The organism is Desulfosarcina sp. BuS5 (assembly GCF_028752835.1).
GTDB lineage: Bacteria > Desulfobacterota > Desulfobacteria > Desulfobacterales > BuS5 > BuS5.
Map to the genome: position 1 here is coordinate 1082950 of NZ_CP087952.1, position 18418 is coordinate 1101367.

Below are 18418 nucleotides of genomic sequence, written 5' to 3' on the forward strand. Positions count from 1 at the left end.
TCATGCTGATTGCGAAAAAAGTGGAACATCAATTTCTTCAACACGCCATGCAGCGTAAGAAAGCGCTTCGTTTATGTCTTCAGCCTCTAAGTAGGGATACAATTCCAGAATTTTTTCTTTGGTATTACCTGAAGCAATAAGGCCAACGATCATACCTACAGTTACACGCATTCCCCGAATGCAAGGCTTCCCTCCCATGGTGCCGGGATCAAGGCTGATTCTGGTTAAAGGTTGCATTTCAGGCCTCAATGAAACTGACAGTAAATTGTTTTATAGGAATTGGCCACTAATTCCCTTTTTTGTTAAAGAATAATTTATTGCTATATGACGGTTAGGTCAATGTCAAGAGGAAAATATATTTGAACCCCTATAATGCAAGGGTTCAAGATTTTGAACCCCTACTGCGTAACGGAATTTGCGAAGTAATTCTTGACTTTGGTCTGCATAAGCGGGTATTTCCAACAGGAACCTGCATTATCAAGTCAGGAGGGCTGATGTCCAAAAAAACCGTCAAGTCGGTAAGTTTTAATGCCATGGTCAAGTTTTTTATGCAGAGTTATGGTGTTCCTACCAAAAAGGATATCAACAAGCTCCATGAAAGGCTTGACAGAATTGAGCAACTTATAAAATTATCATACGGAACAAAAAGGCGTATTAATTCGGATTCCAATAAAAAAACTGCCGGCGGCAGGTCTGTCGTTACTGCTTCTGATGTTGTGGTAAGGGTTATCAATCAATCTGGTCGTGAAGGCGTTAATTTTGCCGAACTCAAGGAAGTAACCGGCTTTGAAGAAAAAAAACTTCGAAATATAATTTTCAGGCTGAACAAGACCGGCCGGATTACCGGAAAGAGACGCGGTGTGTATATATTGTCGGAAAAGGTAGATTAATATGAGTAAATCTGGAGAGACGCGTAACCCCGATTTTAAACCAGGGGATAATATCGGTGGTTACTCAATAAAGAAGCTGGTGGAATTAAAGGAGCAGGATTCGGTTTTTTACGAGCTGGAGCATATTGCAACCGGCGCAAAACATATCCATATCAGTTGTGATGATACGGAGAATACATTCAGCGTTGCATTCAAGACTGTTCCTTTTGATTCAACAGGCGTGGCCCATATACTTGAACATACTGTCCTGTGTGGTTCCGGCAAATTTCCTGTGCGGGATCCCTTTTTTTCGATGCTTAAACGGAGTCTGAGCACTTTCATGAATGCTTTTACTTCTTCGGACTGGACTATGTATCCTTTTGCGACCCAGAACCGAAAAGATTTCTACAATCTCATGGATGTTTATCTGGATGCCGCTTTTTTTCCGAATATTGATGAACTCAGCTTCAAGCAGGAAGGTCATCGCATTGAGATAGAGGATAGCCCTGATGTCGGAGGAAATAAAACAGGTCTCGTATATAAGGGCGTTGTATATAACGAGATGAAGGGCGCAATGTCGTCACCGGATCAGGTTATGGCACGCTCCCTTTTAAATGCGCTATATCCGGACACTACTTATAGATTTAACTCCGGCGGAGAACCTTCAGATATACCGGATCTTACTCATGCGGGACTGGTTGCTTTTCATAAACGCTATTATCATCCCAGCAATGCTTTTTTTTATACTTACGGAAATCTGCCGTTGGAAGATCATCTTGCTTTTATCGAAGAGCGTGTTTTAAGCCGGTTTGACAGGATAAATCCTGATACTGAAGTCCCTTCACAAAAGCGCTGGACTGCTCCTAGAGAAGTGACATATTCATATCCTCTAGGGCAGAATGAAGATCCGGAAAAGAAGTGTCAGATATGCCTGGCCTGGCTCATATCGGATGTGCGGAATACATTTGAAAATTTGGTCAACAAAATAATAGGGCATATTCTCCTGGGGAACTCAGCCTCTCCCCTGCGCAAGGCACTTATAGATTCAGGCCTTGGATCCACTTTATGCGACGGAACCGGTTTTGACACGGATAACAGGGATACAATGTTCACGGCCGGCTTAAAGGATGTCGCGCGGTCTGACGGTCCTGAAATTGAAAGTATTATACTGAAAGTTATCCGGGATCTCGCAGGAAACGGCATCGATAAGAAGATGGTGGAATCCGCACTGCATCAGATCGAGTTTCATCGCAAAGAGGTTACCAATACACCCTATCCGTATGGGATCAAACTCATGCTGCGTATAAGCAGCGCATGGTTTCATGGGGGAGAACCGGAAGATATTCTTCAGTTCGACTCGCAGATCGAAAGAATCCGGCGGGAAGCTGCACGCGGGCAATTTTTTGAAGACCGGTTAAAGAAATATTTTCTGGATAATAATCATAGAGTGCTCTTCACTCTTGTGCCGGATCAGGGAAAGTCTGCCAGGGAGGCTGCCAGGGTTGCGTCTGAGCTTGAAAAGATCATGGAAGGTATGGCTCCCGGCAATCTGGAGAGCATTAAAAAGGATGCGGAAGATTTAAATAAACTCCAGGAAACCGATGAAGATCTTTCTATACTGCCGACCCTGGAACTGGAAGATATCCCTGCATCTGTGAATATCGTCAAAGAGTCCGGATCATATTCCCGGATTCCGGCAGCTTGCTATAAAAAGGCTACTTCAGGGATTTTTTATTTTACGGCTGCCCTGGGGATCAATGGTATAGATCAACGGCTCAGGCCGCTGATCCCTTTTTTTTGTCATGCTTTTTCCCGCGTCGGTACTTTGCGGCATAATTATACTGAAATGGCGCAGCTCATAGATGAATACACAGGCGGGATAGGCGCATCCGCGCATGCGCGCACCAGTTTCGATGCTGCCGGGAATTGCATATCCTATATATCAGTGGGCGGGAAGTGCCTTGATAGGAACCAGGGAAAGCTGTTTGAAATAGTAGAAGATATCTTGACCGGCCTCATTTTTTCGGATCATGTGCGCCTTAAAAACCTTCTGCTTGAATACCGGGCAGCTCTTGAATCGATGGTTGTCCAAAACGGACATAGACTGGCCATATCTTTGGCATCGAGAAATCTTGCGCCGGCCTGTACGCTGGGAGAAATATGGAACGGCATCCATCACTTGCAGGCTATCAAGAATATTACAGGAGATTTGACAGGGAAAAAACTTGCTTCCATTGCGGAGGATCTTAATGAAATAGGCAAGTCTCTTTTTTCGCGGAATAATTATGAACTTGCATTGATCGGTGAAGATCGCACTATTTTAAAGGCGGCGCCTTTTGCCGATGCATTGCAGAAAGAATTTGAAGTTGATTACAGGGTTGAGCCTGGTATATTTAGTTATGATCGTTTTATGCTTTCCGATATGGATCAGGATGATATTAATATCAGGGAAGGATGGAGCACTTCTACGTCAGTATCTTTTGTGGCTCAGTCGTTCAAGACGGTCCGTATGGGGCACGAAGATGCCCCGGCTCTGTCTGTTATCAGTAAATTACTACGATCGCTCTTCCTTCACAGGGAGATAAGGGAAAAGGGTGGAGCTTACGGCGGGTTTGCTTTATATAATTACGAAGATGGTATTTTCTCTTTTGGATCTTACAGGGATCCGCATATAGCGGCAACCTTGAAAGTATATGAAAATGCCTTTGATTTTATTAAAAAGGGTGCCTACGGAGAAGAAGATATTAAAGAAGCCATTCTTCAAAAATGTTCGGAGATAGATAAACCTGATCCCCCGGGCCCTGCTTCAAGAAGAGCTTTTCACAGGAAACTTGTCGGTTTGACTGACAGCGCCCGAATGCATTTCAAGGAGCAGCTTCTATCTTTAACACGTGCCGGGGTTATGAAAACCGCAGAGAAATATTTTAATAAAGAAAATAATAAGCAGTCTGTGGCGGTTATTTCGGGTGAAGAACAACTGGAGGAGGCGAATGCCAGGCTTACAGGCGAACCCTTGTCTATTAAGATGATTTAAAGGCTTCATATATGATGAAAATTGCAGTTATAGGCGCCGGAGCAATGGGTTCGATATTCGGAGCGATGCTTTCGGGGGCAGCGGATGTTTTTCTTATCGACCCGTTTGAAGAGCATGTTAAGGAAATTAATTCTAAAGGCCTTATTATAGAATATAATAACGACTCAAACAAAAAATATAATATTATCGCCTGCACTGATACCTCAATCATCAAATCCAGGGTCGATCTGGCAATTATTTTTACAAAATCCTATGCTACTGCGCAGGCGGCTATGACAGCCTTATCGATCCTGGATGAGCGCGGGCTTGCGCTTACATTGCAGAATGGGCTGGGCAATCTGGAAATCATTGCGGGAATTGTGGGGGATGACCGGGCAGTTGCAGGTGTGACTTCTCACGGCGGCACAATGGTATGCCCCGGGGCTGTTAGGCATGCCGGGATTGGGCCCACTCATATAGCCGGGAACCAGCGGAACAGTGAGGCTGTAAAACGTGTAGTCGAGACTTTTAACTCTGCGGGAATAGAGACGGATATCTCCGGCAATCTCGATGGCCTGATTTGGGGCAAGTTGATTATTAATGTCGGTATAAATGCTCTGGCGGCAATTCTTAAAGTAGAGAACGGTTTTTTAGGCAAAACTGTTGAGGTGGAAAATCTTATGGCCCGCGCTGTATGGGAGGCTGTAAACATTGCAGATGCTTTAAACATCAAATTGCCTTATAAGGACCCCCTGGAGCAGGTAAAAAAAGTTTGCAGGAATACAGCCGGGAACAGGGCAAGTATGCTGCAGGATATTTTAAGAGGTGCTCGAACAGAGGTTGGTGTTATCAACGGAGCTATTGTTGAGAAAGGCAGGGAGATTGGGCTTCCAACTCCATATAACATTTTTTTGTCGGAAATTATTGAAGCTCTTGAGGCTACTTCGGAAAACCGGTGCAGGTAATTTTTTTATATGAAAGAGATATCAACCCGTAGGGGTGCCCCTTGCGCGAGCCCTTACAGGGCAACCACAAAGGATTGCCCCTACAGGGTGCAAAGGAGAATATAGATGGAGCAGCAGGCTAAATTGACCGTTCTTGATGTAAGGGCACGGAAAAGTAGTGGGTCTATGATAACTTCTCTTACAGCCTATGATTACCCATGGGCTCTCTTGATCGACAAAGCCGGCATTGATATAATACTTGTCGGTGATTCTCTTGGAATGGTGGTTTTAGGTTATGAGGATACTGTAGCCGTCACTATGAATGAGATGGTACACCATACAAGGGCAGTCAGCAGGGCCGTTAAACGTTCTCTTGTGGTGGGCGACATGCCTTTTGGCTCTTATAATTCATCGTTTGAAAAGGCAGTGGAGAATGCCACCAGACTGATAAAAGAGGGCGGCGCAGATTCGGTTAAGTTGGAAGGAGGGAAAAATATGGCTCCTGTCGTAGAGACTATAGTAAAAGCAGGTATTCCTGTTCAAGGACACATAGGCCTTACACCTCAGACTGTATCGGCCCTTGGAGGGTACAAGGCACAGGGCAAGAGCGCTGAGGCTGCCAGGGCTTTGATAGAAGATGCCAGGGCACTTGAAGATGCGGGCTGTTTTTCTATAGTGCTGGAGGCTGTTACTGCACAGATAGCAAGGATGGTAACAGAGGCTGTTTCCATTCCGACCATAGGTATCGGTTCCGGCATACATTGTGATGGACAGGTCCTTGTGACCCATGATATGGTCGGCCTGTTCGATCGTTTTACTCCGAAATTTGTAAAGCAATATGCTAAAATTAATGAATCAATTAATCAAGCCATCATTTCATATAAAGAGGATGTTGAAAAAAGAAGGTTCCCTGGAGAAAAACATGCTTTTAATATAAAGGCTGATGAGCTTGAAAAGGTCTGATATAGATTGTCACATAAAATAATTTTACTGCGTTATCGGTCGTCGGAGTATTACAATATGCCTTCCTCCCTCTGGCCTTGTGAAATTAATTATGTGACAATCTATAGAAAGGTTGGCAGAATGAAGAGCAAAGTATATTTTATAAATTTGAGAGCTACTTTTAGAGAAAATTTTGTTGCCAAGATTGACAGGCTGTTAAAGACAGCGGGCCTTGCTAAAACTGTTTCCAAAAGAGATTTGGTGGCTGTAAAACTTCATTTTGGGGAATTGGGCAATACGGCCTTTATTCGTCCTGTTTTTATTAGAAAAATAGTACATGCAATTAAAGAAACGGGGGGTGTTCCTTTTCTTACAGATTCTAACACGCTTTATGCAGGTACACGGAGTGATTCCCCTCACCATATTATGACTGCAATTCAGAATGGTTTTGCGTTTTCCGTAGTTGATGCTCCAATTATTATTGCAGACGGGTTAAGGGGTAGAAGTGAAACCCCTGTCATAATCAACCAGAAGAATTTTGAGAAAGTTTATATCGGATCAGATATTATTAATGCGGATTCTTTTGTTGCAGTTGCGCACTTTAAGGGGCATGAGCTGACCGGTTTTGGTGGTACTATTAAAAACATAGGTATGGGATGTGCATCAAGGAAGGGAAAGCTGGCCCAGCATTCAACCCTTTCTCCTAAAGTTGTGAAGAAAACATGTATAGGCTGCGGGGATTGCGTCAGTCATTGTTCACAAGATGCGATCTCTATTATTAATGAAAAAGCAGTGATAGATCAGGAAAAATGCATAGGCTGCGGGGATTGCATTATAATATGTCCCAACAGCGCGGTACAGATTCAGTGGAATCAGAGTATACCGGTTTTTCTGGAAAATTTGGTCGAATATACAAAGGGGGTTTTAACAGGAAAAGAGAGCAAAGCTCTGTTTGTTAATTTTATAACCAATGTTTCGCCTGCATGTGATTGTATGCCTCTTAACGATGCACCCATAGTAAGGGATATCGGAGTAGTAGCATCAACCGACCCTGTTGCCATAGATCAGGCATCGGTGGATCTTGTGAATAAAGAAGAATCGATTAAGAGTTCCTGTCTTAAAATAAATACTTCACCCGGTGAAGACAAATTCAGGGGGATATATCCAAAAGTTGACTGGACTATACAACTGGATTATGCGGAAAAGTTGGGGCTTGGAACCAGGAATTATGAGCTGGTTGAGATATGACTTTTTTTAATGGGGGGGCAAGTTTTTATTAATGAAGACTTGCCCCCCAGAATAGATCAGGATAGATATGTTATATCTTTACAACATTAGATGCTGCCGGACCTTTTTCGGCCTGCTCAATATCAAAGGTAACCCTGTCACCTTCAGCCAGAGATTTAAAGCCATCAGAAGTGATTGCTGAATAGTGGACAAAAACATCACTACCGTCTTCTTGTTCTATAAAACCAAAACCCTTGCTGTCATTAAACCACTTTACTACTCCCTTTGCCATTTTTTGTAACTCTCCTTAAAAAAAAATTTTAACCATAGCTCCTGACTTCAGGGTTACTATCTTCATAGGATATAACAATCCATCAGCAAGAAACCACTCTGTACCTTCTGTTGCTATTAATATAAAAACAAGATGCTTGTCAAACATTAAATGGAGATTTATGAAAAAATTTATAACATTATAACAAATATATAAAAATTCATTATGTTATAATGGTGTTAGGAGACAAGTATAAATAAGTTATACAGATTGCGCCGTAATTTTGTTTGTTTTCAAGGCGCGTCAAGGCTTACATAACGAGTTATGTAAGCCTTGACGGAACATAGAAAACAAGCAAAAGGGCAAGCAAGATGTATAAGTTGTTTTTACTTGACGACTTAGGTTCTCATTCTTGATAAAGCAAACCTGAACCAAATCTGTAGGGGTTCAAAATTTTGCCCCCTACTTTTGGGGCTTGCTGAAGGATGCCTGAGAATCTATAGTTCCTCATTTATCAAGAATGAAAATCTGACAACCATCATCCTGCCTTGCGACAGTAAGTTGTGCTTTGTATCCTTTTGTGGCCTCGCTGACAATATTCAAAGCTTTTTCGGGATGATTGTTTGTTTCACTGAGGTGTGCCAGTATAACATAACGCAGGTCATTGCATATAATATCCTTTAACAGGTTTTTCGCTTCCGAATTAGAGAGATGTCCGGTCCGGCTTTTTATCCGCTGTTTTAAATGCCATGGATAGGGTCCGTTTACAAGCATGTCAGTGTCATGATTAGCTTCAAGTATAATTAATGAGCAGCCTTTAAGGTGCTCCTTTACCATCCGGGTTGCAATACCAAGGTCGGTGGCAATGCCTATCTTTGTTCCGTTGCTGCTTAGGGTAAAACCGGAAGAGTCCACTGCATCATGGGATGTAGAGAAAGGGTGGATTGTTAATGTCTTTATCGTAAATTGAGAGCCTTGCTCGAAATATTCCTTTTGGGCAATAGTTCCTATTCGTGATATTGCCGCTGTTTCTGTCTTGCGGCTAATAAAGACCGGCAGGTTAAATCGCCTTGAAAGTACTCCAACCCCTCCAATGTGATCCGTATGTTCATGGGATACAAGAACTGCATCTATATGATTAGGGTCAATCCCTTTTGATTGAAGCCTCCGCTCTATTTCAATCCCCGAAAGCCCTGCATCTACAAGTATTGAGGTGGAGCCGTCTGAAATATAAATTGAATTTCCTTTGCTCCCACTTGCCAGCATGCATACTGAAAAGGTATCTTTGCTTTTCATAACATAAGGAGTGATCCTTGTGATCGTCCGATGGCTTTGGCCGCCCTATTTTTAAATGCCGGTATGTCCAAAACCGCCGGTATTACGTTCTGTAGTATCGAGCGCTTCAACAAGTTTTATTTCTGCCTGGCAGGCTCGTTTAATTACCATCTGTGCTATTCTGTCACCCCTGTGAAAGGTATAATCCTGCTTACCCAGATTGATCACAGGTATCATAATTTCTCCGCGATAATCAGCATCTATTGTCCCTGGAGAATTGATAAGACCGATTCCATGTTTAACTGCTAACCCGCTCCTGGGCCGGATTTGGGCTTCGTATCCATCCGGGAGGGCAATGGCAATACCTGTAGGCATAAGAGATATTTCTCCCTTTTTTAAAGTCAGATCCTGCTCAATGGCTACGGCAAGATCCATACCGGCTGATTTTGGTGTCATATAGGAGGGCAGGGGTATATCTGAATCGGCCCCTGGCCTCAGTCGTAGCAGTTTTATGCTTGGTGAAGGGTCCATTAAATTCAGTTTAAAGGAGTACCTTGTGGCTTAATCGTATTTTCCCATTGCTTATATCCAGAACCTTGACCTTTAAGGTGTCCCCTTCCTTTACGATATCTGTAACCTTTGCAACCCTCTGTTTGGCAAGCTGTGATATGTGGCAAAGTCCGTCGGTGCCGGGGAAAAGTTGCACAAAGGCGCCAAAGTCCATTATTTTGACAACCGTTCCTTCGTATACTTTACCGACCTCAGCTTCCCTGGTAATTTCCTTTATCAGGTTGAGAGCCGTATCAGAATCCTCCTGAGATGTAGCGGCAATTTTTAAAAGGCCTGAATCGTCAATGGAAATTTGGGTATTGCTTTCACTCTGGATGGATCTTATAACCTTTCCGCCCGGGCCGATGATTTCACGTATTTTGTCCGGATTAACCTTGATTGTAATTATTTTAGGTGCATGCTGAGATATCTCTTTACGGGGTTTGGTAAGTTCTTCAAGCATCTTGTCGAGTATATGCAGCCGTCCGGCATGGGCCTGCTGAAGAGCTTTTTCCATTATTTCCCTGGAGAGCTCAAGTATCTTAATATCCATCTGAAGCGCTGTGATTCCGTTCTTTGTACCTGTAACCTTGAAATCCATATCTCCGGTATGATCTTCATCTCCAAGGATATCGGAGAGGATTACAACCTGGTCATCTTGCTTTACAAGTCCCATTGCTATTCCGGATACCGGTTCTTTTATTGGAACACCACCGTCCATAAGCGCCAGTATGCCTGCGCATACTGTTCCCATTGAAGATGAACCGTTCGATTCTAAAACTTCCGATACAATTCTGATGGTATAGTCAAAATCTTCTTTGGCAGGCAGAACTCTTTCTATGGCTCTGGTTGAAAGACCGCCATGTCCTATATCCCTGCGGCTCGGCCCTCCCAGACGTTTTGTTTCACCTACGGAATATGGAGGAAAATTGTAATGGAGCATAAAAGGCCTTGTTTCATCACCGCTTAGCGTTTCAATCCGTTGCTCATCCTGGCTGGAGCCGAGAGTCATCACTCCCAGCACCTGGGTTTCACCTCTTGTGAATAATGCACTGCCGTGGGGTCTGGGCAAAATACCGGCTTCGCAGGTGATAGGCCTGATTTCGTCAAATTCTCTTCCGTCAATACGGCGGCCTTCTTTAAGGATCAAATTCCGAGAGATAGTTTTTTTTATTTCATCGAGGTATTCTGATATTTCATTTTTACGTTCCTGATATTCCTCCGGCAAAGCTGTCATGATTTCTGCTTTGGCTGTTCTGAATGCTTGCCGGCGTTGAATCTTTTCAGGTATCAGGATAGCTTCCCGCATTGGGGAAGATGCAAGTGCTTTTACCTTTTCAAAAAGCTCAATATCTTTACCGGGAGGTGAGAACGCTCTTTTTGGTAATCCGGCGGCTTCTTTCAGTTTGATCTGCATATCGATGATCGGCTGCATTTCTTTGTGTCCGAAAAAGATGGCTTCGATCATGTCGGCTTCATTTACTATATCGGCTCCGCCTTCAACCATTACAACACCGGTTTTTGAACCGGCTACAATAATGTTTATATCGCTTTTGGCGCATTCATCAATGGTCGGATTGGCAATAAATTGTCCTTCTACCCTGGCTACACGTACAGATGCAATCGGGCCTGCGAAAGGGATATCGGATATTTCCAGGGCCGCTGAAGCCCCGACCATGGCAATCACATCGGGATCGTTTTCTTTATCCATGGAGAGTACTGTTGCAATAACCTGGATTTCACAGCAGTAACCTTTGGGGAACAATGGCCGTATAGGTCTGTCTATCAGACGGGCCGTCAAGGTCTCTTTTTCACTTGGTCTGCCTATTTCACGTCTGAAATAATTACCGGGGATTCTGCCTGCGGCATAAATTTTTTCCTGATATTCAACACTGAGTGGCAAAAAATCGCCCTGTTTTTCATCAAATGAAGAGACAACTGTAACCAATACTATGGTTTCTCCGTATTGAACCGTAACAGATCCGGAAGCTTGTTTGGCAACCTTCCCTGTCTGTATAGTCATTGTTTTGTCGCCAATTTTCGCCTTAAATAATAGTTCCATATATTTTCCTTAATTCTATACTTAATTATATAGATCGTCACATAATTAATTTCACAAGGATAGAGTGAGGAGATAATACTAATCGTATATCTCCGATCGATAACGCAGTGAAATTATTTATGTGACGGTCTATATATCCCGCAAGCTCCAGGAGAGGAGTAAGAAGAAGACTATCTTCTTAAGCCGAGAGTTTGAATAATCGTTCTGTAACGGTTTACATTATTGTTTTTTACATAGTTCAGCAATCTGCGTCGTTTACCGACCAGCACCAGCAATCCTCTCCTGGAATGATGGTCTTTTTTATGCATTTTTAAATGCTCTGTCAGATATGATATCCTGTGTGTAAGAAGCCCTATCTGAACTTCAGGTGAGCCGGTATCTGTTTCATGCAGTTTATACTGGTTTATTAAATTTTGTTTATTTGCAGTTGAGAGTACCATTATCCTTTTTTCCTCCTGTCCACTATTGTCCACCCATAATGGTTGTTTTTGCCCAATATCTGCTTTTTTTATGCCTTGATTTTGAACAAAAAATTTTCATTTTTAGATGGTCATGAAGTATCTTAAATGAAAAATATTATTTTTTTTAATATATATTTTAGTACAATATAATACAAGGTATCTTTGGTCCCGAGGGTTGGCATTTTAATGCCACGGCTATGGATCCGCATTGAAAACCGCATGATATTTATATTTATTATTTTTATTATCGTAATTTACTATTGCGATAATATTATTTTTTTTATCAATAATCTTTGCAGGGCCGCTACCAAAAGCATCATAGTCGTAAGGGAAGTCATGGCCTGTCATGATGATGCCGTTTTTAATCCTCCTTGTTTGTATTTCATTTGCAAGTAAAGCAGGCATATCCGGCAGTGCGTCGGTCATGCTTATTATTCTATCCGACAAGATGGCAAAATTTTGTTTTGATAAAGATAGCTTTTCGAGTTTATCCAGTTTGATGGAGTCATTAACGGAGAACCTGCCGCTCTGAATTCTCCTGAGACTTTTTAAATGTCCTCCGCATCCAAGCGTTTTTCCTATATCAGATGCGAGAGTTCTTATATATGTGCCTGCTGAACAACGAACCTTAAAGCGGATTTCAGGCAGATTGATATCGAGTATTCTGATATCTGAAATAATAACGCTTCTGGCAGGTTTTTTAACAGGATTTCCTTGTCTTGCCAGTTTGTACAGCGGAACGCCCTTGTGCTTTAATGCGGAATATGCCGGTGGTATCTGTTCTATTTTGCCGCTAAACCGTTCAAATGCAGAATTGATTTCCTTATTGCCGAAATCTATTTTATCACAAACAGCAATTATTGTGCCTGTTATATCCCCTGTATCCGTTTCAATGCCAAGATGAAGAACCGCTTCGTATTGTTTTTTGTCCTTAATTAAAAAGTCGGATAGTTTAGTTGCGTTGTTAAGGCAGCATATCAGAACACCGGTCGCAAATGGATCAAGGGTGCCTGTGTGGCCTGCTTTCCCGGCTTTCAATGCTTTTTTGACAATTGCAACAACTCTTGCCGATGAAATCCCTGCAGGTTTGTCAATAACGATTATTCCGTTTGGTTGATGCTGCATAATTAATTTTTTACAGACTTTCAGCGAGTCTATAAAAATAATTTTTTAAATCTGTTAATGTCGATTCCACATCAAAACCTGCTGCCGCAAAATGTCCGCCTCCACCAAAGGAGGATGCAATATCCGCCACATCAACACTGCCGTTTGAACGTAAGCTTATATGAAATAGGTTAAGACCTTTCGAATTTTTTTCGGTATTTTTCAGTTCCTGGATGAGAACAGCCACTTTTATACCGTCTATGGATTTTGCAAAATTTATAAACTCACCGCTGTCATTTAAATTAGAACCTGTCTTTTCAAACATATCATAAGTTACCGTCATCATGGAAAGTAATCCGTTTTGTGATATTTCCAGAGAGTCAAGTGATAGATTAAGCAGCTTCAGGCGGCCCAAAGAGTAAGTTCCGTAAATATGATATGCTATGTTTTGAGGAACCACCCCGATGGAGACCATTTCTTCACAGATTCCAAAAGCCGCTCTATTGGTATTGGAAAATCTGAATGATCCGGTGTCGGTGAATATTCCTGTATAAATAGCTGTGGCAACTGCGATGTCAATGGAAATTCCCATCTTTTTTATTAATCTGTAAACAATTTCAGAGCTTGAAGATGCTGAAGGGTCTACTATCCTGAGATTACCGAAGCCTGTATTTGTTAAATGATGATCAATATTGATAATAACCGGTATCCGACCTATTTCAGGGGCGGTTTTGCCGGTTCGTTCCATATTCCCGCAATCGAGTATTATGGCTGTGTCATAATTGATATGTTCGTCCCAATGATCTACAATACGTTCGATGTAAGGCAGGAAATGATAAGCATCAACAGGACTTTCATTGTATAATGTAGTCGATTTACCAGATCCCGCAAGAGAGAGTCCAAGAGCCAGCAGTGATCCTGTGGCATCGCCGTCCGGCTGAACATGGGATGCAAGCAGAATATTTTTGCTGCTTTCAAGATGTTGTATGATCCGATCCATTTCCGGTCTTGATCTGTTTAAGCAGTTCGTCTATGTGCGAACCATAATCGAATGTTTCATCATAAAAAAATTTAATATCCGGCATGTAACGCAGTCCCAGCTTTCCGGCCAGACTACGCTTAACATATCCTTTGGCGCTTTCAAAGCCGCTGGCTGCATTTTTTATGTTTTGCTTTCCCCCGGATATGCTGAAATATATACGGGCTGTTTTTAAATCCCTGGAAACCTTCACACCTGTTATGGTGGCCATTTTAAGACGGGGATCATTAATATCTTTTTTTAGAATATCGGACAAGACTTTTTGAATCAGCCCGCTTACTCTGTCTGAACGTGAAAATGGTTTCATAAATTTATAATCTCCATTTCCGAATCGACAATTTCGGCCGCATTCAATTCTTCAGCAAAGTTCAAAACCTTGTCGATTTTGGAATTGATTAGCCTTTGGTCGTTTCCTATTAATGCAAAACCTATTTCAGCTCGCTGGTGAATATCATTTGATCCCACTTCTGCAACAGATATATTAAAAGAGTTGGATATCCTGCTGATGATAGATTTAACTATTTTCCGTTTAGACTTCAGGCTGCGGCAGTCATGCAGTCTGAATATGATTTTCCCTGTACCTGCAATCATTTATTCAAGCTTGGCCTTGATCTCCTCAAGATGATAGCATTCTATGGTGTCACCGGTTTTGATATCATTGTAGTTTTCAATTCCGATCCCGCATTCATAACCACTGCTTACCTCTTTTACATCATCTTTGAAACGTCTAAGAGACGCAATTTTTCCCTCATAGGTAATAATTCCCTCTCTTAAAAGACGAACAAGCTCACCACGTTCTATCTTTCCATCAGTAACATAGGAGCCTGCTATAGTGCCTACTTTAGGAATGTGGTAAACTTCACGAATTTCTGCTCTGCCATGAATATGCTCTTTAAAAGTGGAAGCCATCATACCTGAAATTGCACCCTTAATATCATTTATAACATTATAAATGATATTATAAAATCGCATATCGACATGCTCTTCCCCAGCCAGGGACTCGATTTTTATATTGGGACGAACATTGAAACCGATGATTATTGCATCTGAAACGGCGGCCAGGGATATATCCGATTCGACTACTGTCCCGGTTGCGGAATGGATGATATTTATTTTTACTTCTTGATTTGAAAGTTTTGTCAGCGAGTCCTCTATCGCCTCAATGGAGCCCTGTACGTCGGCCTTGATTATGAGGTTAAGTTTACTGACTTTACCCTTCTGCATCTTTTCGTAAAGCTTTTCAAGACTTAATCTGCCGCTTTTAGCAAGCTCTTTTGCGCGCTGTTTCCGGATCCTGTGCGCACTGACATGCTTGGCATCTTTTTCATCAGAGAGCGCGATCAATTCATCCCCTGCATTAGGCACGCCGGACAAGCCCGTAATTCCCACAGGTATTGAAGGACCTGCTGTTTTTTCAATTTTTCCCCTATCATTCAACATGGCTCTTACTTTTCCGTAATGAATGCCGCATACAACCGGATCGCCTGTTTTGAGAGTTCCCTGCTGCACAAGTATGGTAGCAACCGCGCCTCTTCCTGAATCCAGCTTTGCTTCGACAACATGCCCTGAAGCGAGCTTGTCAGGATTTGCCTTTAGTTCCAGAACCTCAGCCTGGAGGAGCACCATTTCAAGTAGATTGCCTATGCCCTGATTATGTTTTGCCGAGACATTCACAAAAATTGTATCTCCGCCCCAGTCTTCAGGGACAAGACCGGATTCAGCCAGTTCGCGCTGGACGCGGTCCGGATCGGCATCGGGTTTATCGATCTTGTTAATTGCGACAATAATCGGAACATCCGCAACTTTTGAATGATTTATAGCTTCAATGGTTTGCGGCATTACCCCGTCATCTGCGGCTACAACCAGGATGACGATATCCGTAATGCTCGCCCCTCGGGAACGCATTGCTGTAAAAGCTTCATGCCCCGGGGTGTCCAGAAATACAATATGGCCTTTATCTGTTTTAACATGATAGGCCCCTATGTGCTGGGTTATTCCCCCGGCTTCTGCATCAGTAACACTGGTTTTGCGAATAACATCAAGCAGAGATGTCTTGCCGTGGTCGACATGCCCCATAATGGTAACCACAGGTGGTCTCGCAACCAGATTACCTGTATCATCTCCCTTTACCCGTAAAATGGTATCTTCTTCAAAAGATGCTTTTTCTATTTCATAGTTGAATTCTGATGCAATCAGTGCTGCCGTGTCAAAGTCTATAGTCTGGTTTACGGTTGCCATTATACCTAAAGTCATAAGTTGTGCAATCATATCATTAGCTTTGATGCCCATCCTTTTTGCAAGTTCTGACAGGGTGATGGCATCGTCTATCTTGATTCTTCGTTTAATAGCTTTAGGTGTTGTTATGTGAGTTTTCAACGCTGGAGTAGTCTTTTTATTGTGAACTCCCTTTTTACCTTTTTGGGCGCGTTTTTTACCTGTAAAAAGAGCCTTTCCTTCAACAACCTCTTTGCGTCGGAAGGAAATTTTCTTTTTGCTCCAGTGCTTTTCTTTACGGCCCTGATCCGCGGCAACTTTTTCCTGTTGCTTGTTTTCTTTCTTTTTTGTTTTGTCCGGTTTAGTTTCCGTTGTGCGGGTTTTAATAGAACTTTTTATATCAGATTTTGGTTTGCCTGTGACAGGTTTTGTTTCTTCAGGTGCTTTTTGCAAAGAAGGCGCGGGTAGATGTATAATTTTAGCAGGTGTCTCTTTTTTTTCTGTTTTTAATTTTTTTACAGGTTTTTTGACTTTTCTGTCAGGCGTTTTTACTGCTTTTACCGGTTCTTCTATTAATGGTTCGGTAGTTATGGTTTCTTTTTTGTGAACAGGCTCGACAGTCTTTTCCTCTTTTAAAAGCAAGTCTTCTTTCTCTTCCGTTTTTAACATCAAATCTTTTTTTTCTTCCGTCTTTTTATCCGGCTCCGGCAGGTCTGTTTTTACCGGTTCTTCAGCATGTATAACCTGTTCAGGCAGTGTTTCGGGTTCGGGAGGTTCCTTTATAGGCTTTTTCTCAGCAACTTTCCTGCGTCTTCTAATAACGGTCGGCTTGACACGAGTTACTTCTAAATCGGTCTGTTTTTTTTCAAGAATATTCGCTTTAATCATAACGACCAAGTCATCATCAAGAGAAGCCATATGGCTTTTTACTGAAATATCCAAAGATTTAATTCTGTCAAGCAAATCTTTGTTTGCCATGTTAAGATCTCTGGCAAGTTCATAGACCCTGGTTTTAGCCATTCCTCCCCCTGCTTTTTTTTCTTTCAATATTATTTCGTATCTTCTATGAGAGGATTACTCTCTATATCTTGATCATCTTTACCAGAAGTGTCATCTGTATAATCTGTGCCGGAAGTATCGTCTTCATCAGAAGTATCATCAGTATCATCTGTGCCTAAATTTTTTAAAGGCTCTTTTGCCGCTTCTATAAGCTCGGCAGCCTTTTCCTCTGTCATTTCTCTAATCTTCAGTAATTCCTGAACAGAAGCACTGCTAAGTTCCAAGGGTGAAAAAAAACCGTTTTCATATAACGCATCCGCAAGACTTATACCTATTCCCGGTAATTTTATAAGAGATTCATAACCATCTTTTAATGTTTTGCTGTATTTTGTATCATTTTGAACATCAAGGCGCCAGCTTGTAAGTTTTGAGGCGAGGCGCACGTTTTGCCCACCTTTGCCTATTGCAATTGAAAGGTATTCGTCAGGTACTATTACCTCCATTGAATGATTCTGCTCGTCTATAATTACCCTGATTATCTCAGCCGGAGCCAAAGCATTACAAACATATTTTGCAATATCCGCATACCAGGTAATTATATCAATTTTTTCGCCTTTTAGTTCCTGCACCACGTTTTGTACCCGGCTTCCTTTCATGCCCACACAAGCGCCGACAGGGTCTATGTCCGGATCATGAGATGAGACGGCAATTTTTGCTCTGACCCCCGGCTCGCGTACTACGCCCATAATATCCACAATTCCTTCATTGATTTCAGGAACTTCTGTCTTGAAGAGATTTACAAGGAAATCGGGATGTGTTCTTGATAATATAATTTGTGGTCCACGTGTGTCATGGAGAACATCAATTATGCATGCCCTGATACGGTCGCCGCGTTTATAAGTTTCTCCGGGAATCTGATCCCGATTGGGAAGTATACTCTCGGCATTACCGAGATTTACAACTATGCTGCCTCGTTCAAAACGCTGGACAATTCCGTTTATGATTTCACCCTTGCGCCCTATGAAGTCGGCATAAACAGCATCCTTTTCCGCGTCTTTCATTTTTTGGATTATAACCTGTTTTGCTGATTGCGCAGCGATTCGGCCGAAAGTTGTTGTGTCCATCTTCGTGCCCAGACTGTCGCCTATCTCACATTCAGGATCAAGCTTTTGCCCTTCTTCAAAATCGACCTGTGTATCAGGATCGGTTATTTTTTCCACTACCTCTTTAAACTGAAACACCTCAATTTCACCGATCTCTTCATTATACTGTATTTCAACATCGATCTTGTCGCCGAATTTTTTCTTTACAGCGGATTTCAAAGCTTCTTCAAGCGCTCTTATAAGGGTTATACGATCAATACCTTTTTCCCGGCTTACCTGATCTATAACACGTTTAATGTCTGATATCAGCATCTCTATTCTCCATTTGAGCTGGGCCCTTAAAAAC

17 protein-coding genes are annotated in these 18418 nt (G+C 42.2%); 5 read left to right on the top strand and 12 right to left on the bottom strand.

Annotation, left to right across the window (positions count from 1 at the left end; genetic code table 11):
• Positions 1-237, bottom strand: a complete 237-nt coding sequence (locus BuS5_RS05315) for a DUF433 domain-containing protein (protein WP_027355226.1) — start codon at positions 235-237, stop codon at positions 1-3.
• Between the two features lie 257 nt (positions 238-494).
• Here BuS5_RS05315 and BuS5_RS05320 point away from each other — a divergent pair, with 257 nt between their 5' ends.
• The 5 genes from BuS5_RS05320 (at position 495) to BuS5_RS05340 (ending at position 7016) form a co-directional block, all read left to right on the top strand.
• Positions 495-890, top strand: a complete 396-nt coding sequence (locus BuS5_RS05320) for a hypothetical protein (RefSeq protein ID WP_027355227.1) — start codon at positions 495-497, stop codon at positions 888-890.
• A gap of 1 nt (position 891) precedes the next feature.
• Positions 892-3903 (top strand): insulinase family protein, encoded by a 3012-nt coding sequence (locus BuS5_RS05325; protein ID WP_027355228.1) that lies wholly within the window; start codon positions 892-894, stop codon positions 3901-3903.
• 11 nt (positions 3904-3914) lie between these two features.
• Entirely contained in the window at positions 3915-4847 is a 933-nt protein-coding gene (locus BuS5_RS05330) for a ketopantoate reductase family protein (protein WP_051375298.1), read from the top strand.
• Between the two features lie 105 nt (positions 4848-4952).
• Positions 4953-5789 carry a 3-methyl-2-oxobutanoate hydroxymethyltransferase gene (gene panB, locus BuS5_RS05335; protein WP_027355230.1) on the top strand — a complete coding sequence of 279 codons (837 nt, stop codon included), beginning with the start codon at positions 4953-4955 and terminating at the stop codon, positions 5787-5789.
• 120 nt (positions 5790-5909) lie between these two features.
• Positions 5910-7016 carry a DUF362 domain-containing protein gene (locus tag BuS5_RS05340; RefSeq protein ID WP_027355231.1) on the top strand — a complete coding sequence of 369 codons (1107 nt, stop codon included), beginning with the start codon at positions 5910-5912 and terminating at the stop codon, positions 7014-7016.
• 70 nt (positions 7017-7086) lie between these two features.
• Here BuS5_RS05340 and BuS5_RS05345 read toward each other — a convergent pair whose 3' ends face one another.
• The 11 genes from BuS5_RS05345 to nusA form a co-directional block, all read right to left on the bottom strand.
• Positions 7087-7287, bottom strand: coding sequence for a cold-shock protein (locus BuS5_RS05345; RefSeq protein ID WP_027355232.1), 201 nt, complete (start codon positions 7285-7287; stop codon positions 7087-7089).
• 486 nt (positions 7288-7773) lie between these two features.
• A complete protein-coding gene (locus BuS5_RS05350; protein WP_027355233.1) occupies positions 7774-8562 on the bottom strand; it encodes an MBL fold metallo-hydrolase in 789 nt (262 codons plus the stop codon).
• 51 nt (positions 8563-8613) lie between these two features.
• Complete coding sequence (gene dut, locus BuS5_RS05355) at positions 8614-9072, bottom strand: dUTP diphosphatase (RefSeq protein WP_027355234.1); 459 nt, start codon at positions 9070-9072, stop codon at positions 8614-8616.
• Between the two features lie 10 nt (positions 9073-9082).
• Positions 9083-11152: a polyribonucleotide nucleotidyltransferase gene (gene pnp / locus BuS5_RS05360; RefSeq protein WP_027355235.1), complete on the bottom strand. Its 2070-nt coding sequence runs from the start codon at positions 11150-11152 to the stop codon at positions 9083-9085.
• Between the two features lie 170 nt (positions 11153-11322).
• Positions 11323-11592 (bottom strand): 30S ribosomal protein S15, encoded by a 270-nt coding sequence (rpsO, locus tag BuS5_RS05365; protein WP_027355236.1) that lies wholly within the window; start codon positions 11590-11592, stop codon positions 11323-11325.
• A gap of 216 nt (positions 11593-11808) precedes the next feature.
• A complete protein-coding gene (truB, locus tag BuS5_RS05370) occupies positions 11809-12738 on the bottom strand; it encodes a tRNA pseudouridine(55) synthase TruB (protein ID WP_027355237.1) in 930 nt (309 codons plus the stop codon).
• Between the two features lie 10 nt (positions 12739-12748).
• The gene (locus tag BuS5_RS05375; RefSeq protein WP_027355238.1) at positions 12749-13717 is read right to left on the bottom strand and encodes a DHH family phosphoesterase; all 969 of its coding nucleotides are present in this window, start codon (positions 13715-13717) and stop codon (positions 12749-12751) included.
• Positions 13692-14063: a 30S ribosome-binding factor RbfA gene (rbfA, locus tag BuS5_RS05380; RefSeq protein WP_027355239.1), complete on the bottom strand. Its 372-nt coding sequence runs from the start codon at positions 14061-14063 to the stop codon at positions 13692-13694. Before rbfA ends, BuS5_RS05375 begins: the two co-directional genes overlap by 26 nt.
• A complete protein-coding gene (locus tag BuS5_RS05385; RefSeq protein ID WP_027355240.1) occupies positions 14060-14347 on the bottom strand; it encodes a DUF503 domain-containing protein in 288 nt (95 codons plus the stop codon). Before BuS5_RS05385 ends, rbfA begins: the two co-directional genes overlap by 4 nt.
• Positions 14348-16990 (bottom strand): translation initiation factor IF-2, encoded by a 2643-nt coding sequence (gene infB, locus BuS5_RS05390; protein WP_027355241.1) that lies wholly within the window; start codon positions 16988-16990, stop codon positions 14348-14350. It abuts the gene before it with no gap.
• 29 nt (positions 16991-17019) lie between these two features.
• Positions 17020-18384 carry a transcription termination factor NusA gene (nusA, locus tag BuS5_RS05395; RefSeq protein ID WP_027355242.1) on the bottom strand — a complete coding sequence of 455 codons (1365 nt, stop codon included), beginning with the start codon at positions 18382-18384 and terminating at the stop codon, positions 17020-17022.
• Positions 18385-18418: the final 34 nt, after the last annotated feature.

Excerpts from the sequence above, each read along its gene's own strand:
- truB (WP_027355237.1), bottom strand. The coding sequence starts at position 12,738 with ATGCAGCATCAACCAAACGGAATAATCGTTATTGACAAACCTGCAGGG.
- BuS5_RS05385 (WP_027355240.1), bottom strand. The coding sequence starts at position 14,347 with ATGATTGCAGGTACAGGGAAAATCATATTCAGACTGCATGACTGCCGC.
- nusA (WP_027355242.1), bottom strand. The coding sequence starts at position 18,384 with ATGCTGATATCAGACATTAAACGTGTTATAGATCAGGTAAGCCGGGAA.
- BuS5_RS05350 (WP_027355233.1), bottom strand. The coding sequence starts at position 8,562 with ATGAAAAGCAAAGATACCTTTTCAGTATGCATGCTGGCAAGTGGGAGC.
- rpsO (WP_027355236.1), bottom strand. The coding sequence starts at position 11,592 with ATGGTACTCTCAACTGCAAATAAACAAAATTTAATAAACCAGTATAAA.
- infB (WP_027355241.1), bottom strand. The coding sequence starts at position 16,990 with ATGGCTAAAACCAGGGTCTATGAACTTGCCAGAGATCTTAACATGGCA.
- BuS5_RS05375 (WP_027355238.1), bottom strand. The coding sequence starts at position 13,717 with ATGGATCGGATCATACAACATCTTGAAAGCAGCAAAAATATTCTGCTT.
- dut (WP_027355234.1), bottom strand. The coding sequence starts at position 9,072 with ATGGACCCTTCACCAAGCATAAAACTGCTACGACTGAGGCCAGGGGCC.
- BuS5_RS05320 (WP_027355227.1), top strand. The coding sequence starts at position 495 with ATGTCCAAAAAAACCGTCAAGTCGGTAAGTTTTAATGCCATGGTCAAG.
- panB (WP_027355230.1), top strand. The coding sequence starts at position 4,953 with ATGGAGCAGCAGGCTAAATTGACCGTTCTTGATGTAAGGGCACGGAAA.
- BuS5_RS05315 (WP_027355226.1), bottom strand. The coding sequence starts at position 237 with ATGCAACCTTTAACCAGAATCAGCCTTGATCCCGGCACCATGGGAGGG.
- rbfA (WP_027355239.1), bottom strand. The coding sequence starts at position 14,063 with ATGAAACCATTTTCACGTTCAGACAGAGTAAGCGGGCTGATTCAAAAA.
- BuS5_RS05340 (WP_027355231.1), top strand. The coding sequence starts at position 5,910 with ATGAAGAGCAAAGTATATTTTATAAATTTGAGAGCTACTTTTAGAGAA.
- BuS5_RS05330 (WP_051375298.1), top strand. The coding sequence starts at position 3,915 with ATGATGAAAATTGCAGTTATAGGCGCCGGAGCAATGGGTTCGATATTC.
- pnp (WP_027355235.1), bottom strand. The coding sequence starts at position 11,152 with ATGGAACTATTATTTAAGGCGAAAATTGGCGACAAAACAATGACTATA.
- BuS5_RS05345 (WP_027355232.1), bottom strand. The coding sequence starts at position 7,287 with ATGGCAAAGGGAGTAGTAAAGTGGTTTAATGACAGCAAGGGTTTTGGT.
- BuS5_RS05325 (WP_027355228.1), top strand. The coding sequence starts at position 892 with ATGAGTAAATCTGGAGAGACGCGTAACCCCGATTTTAAACCAGGGGAT.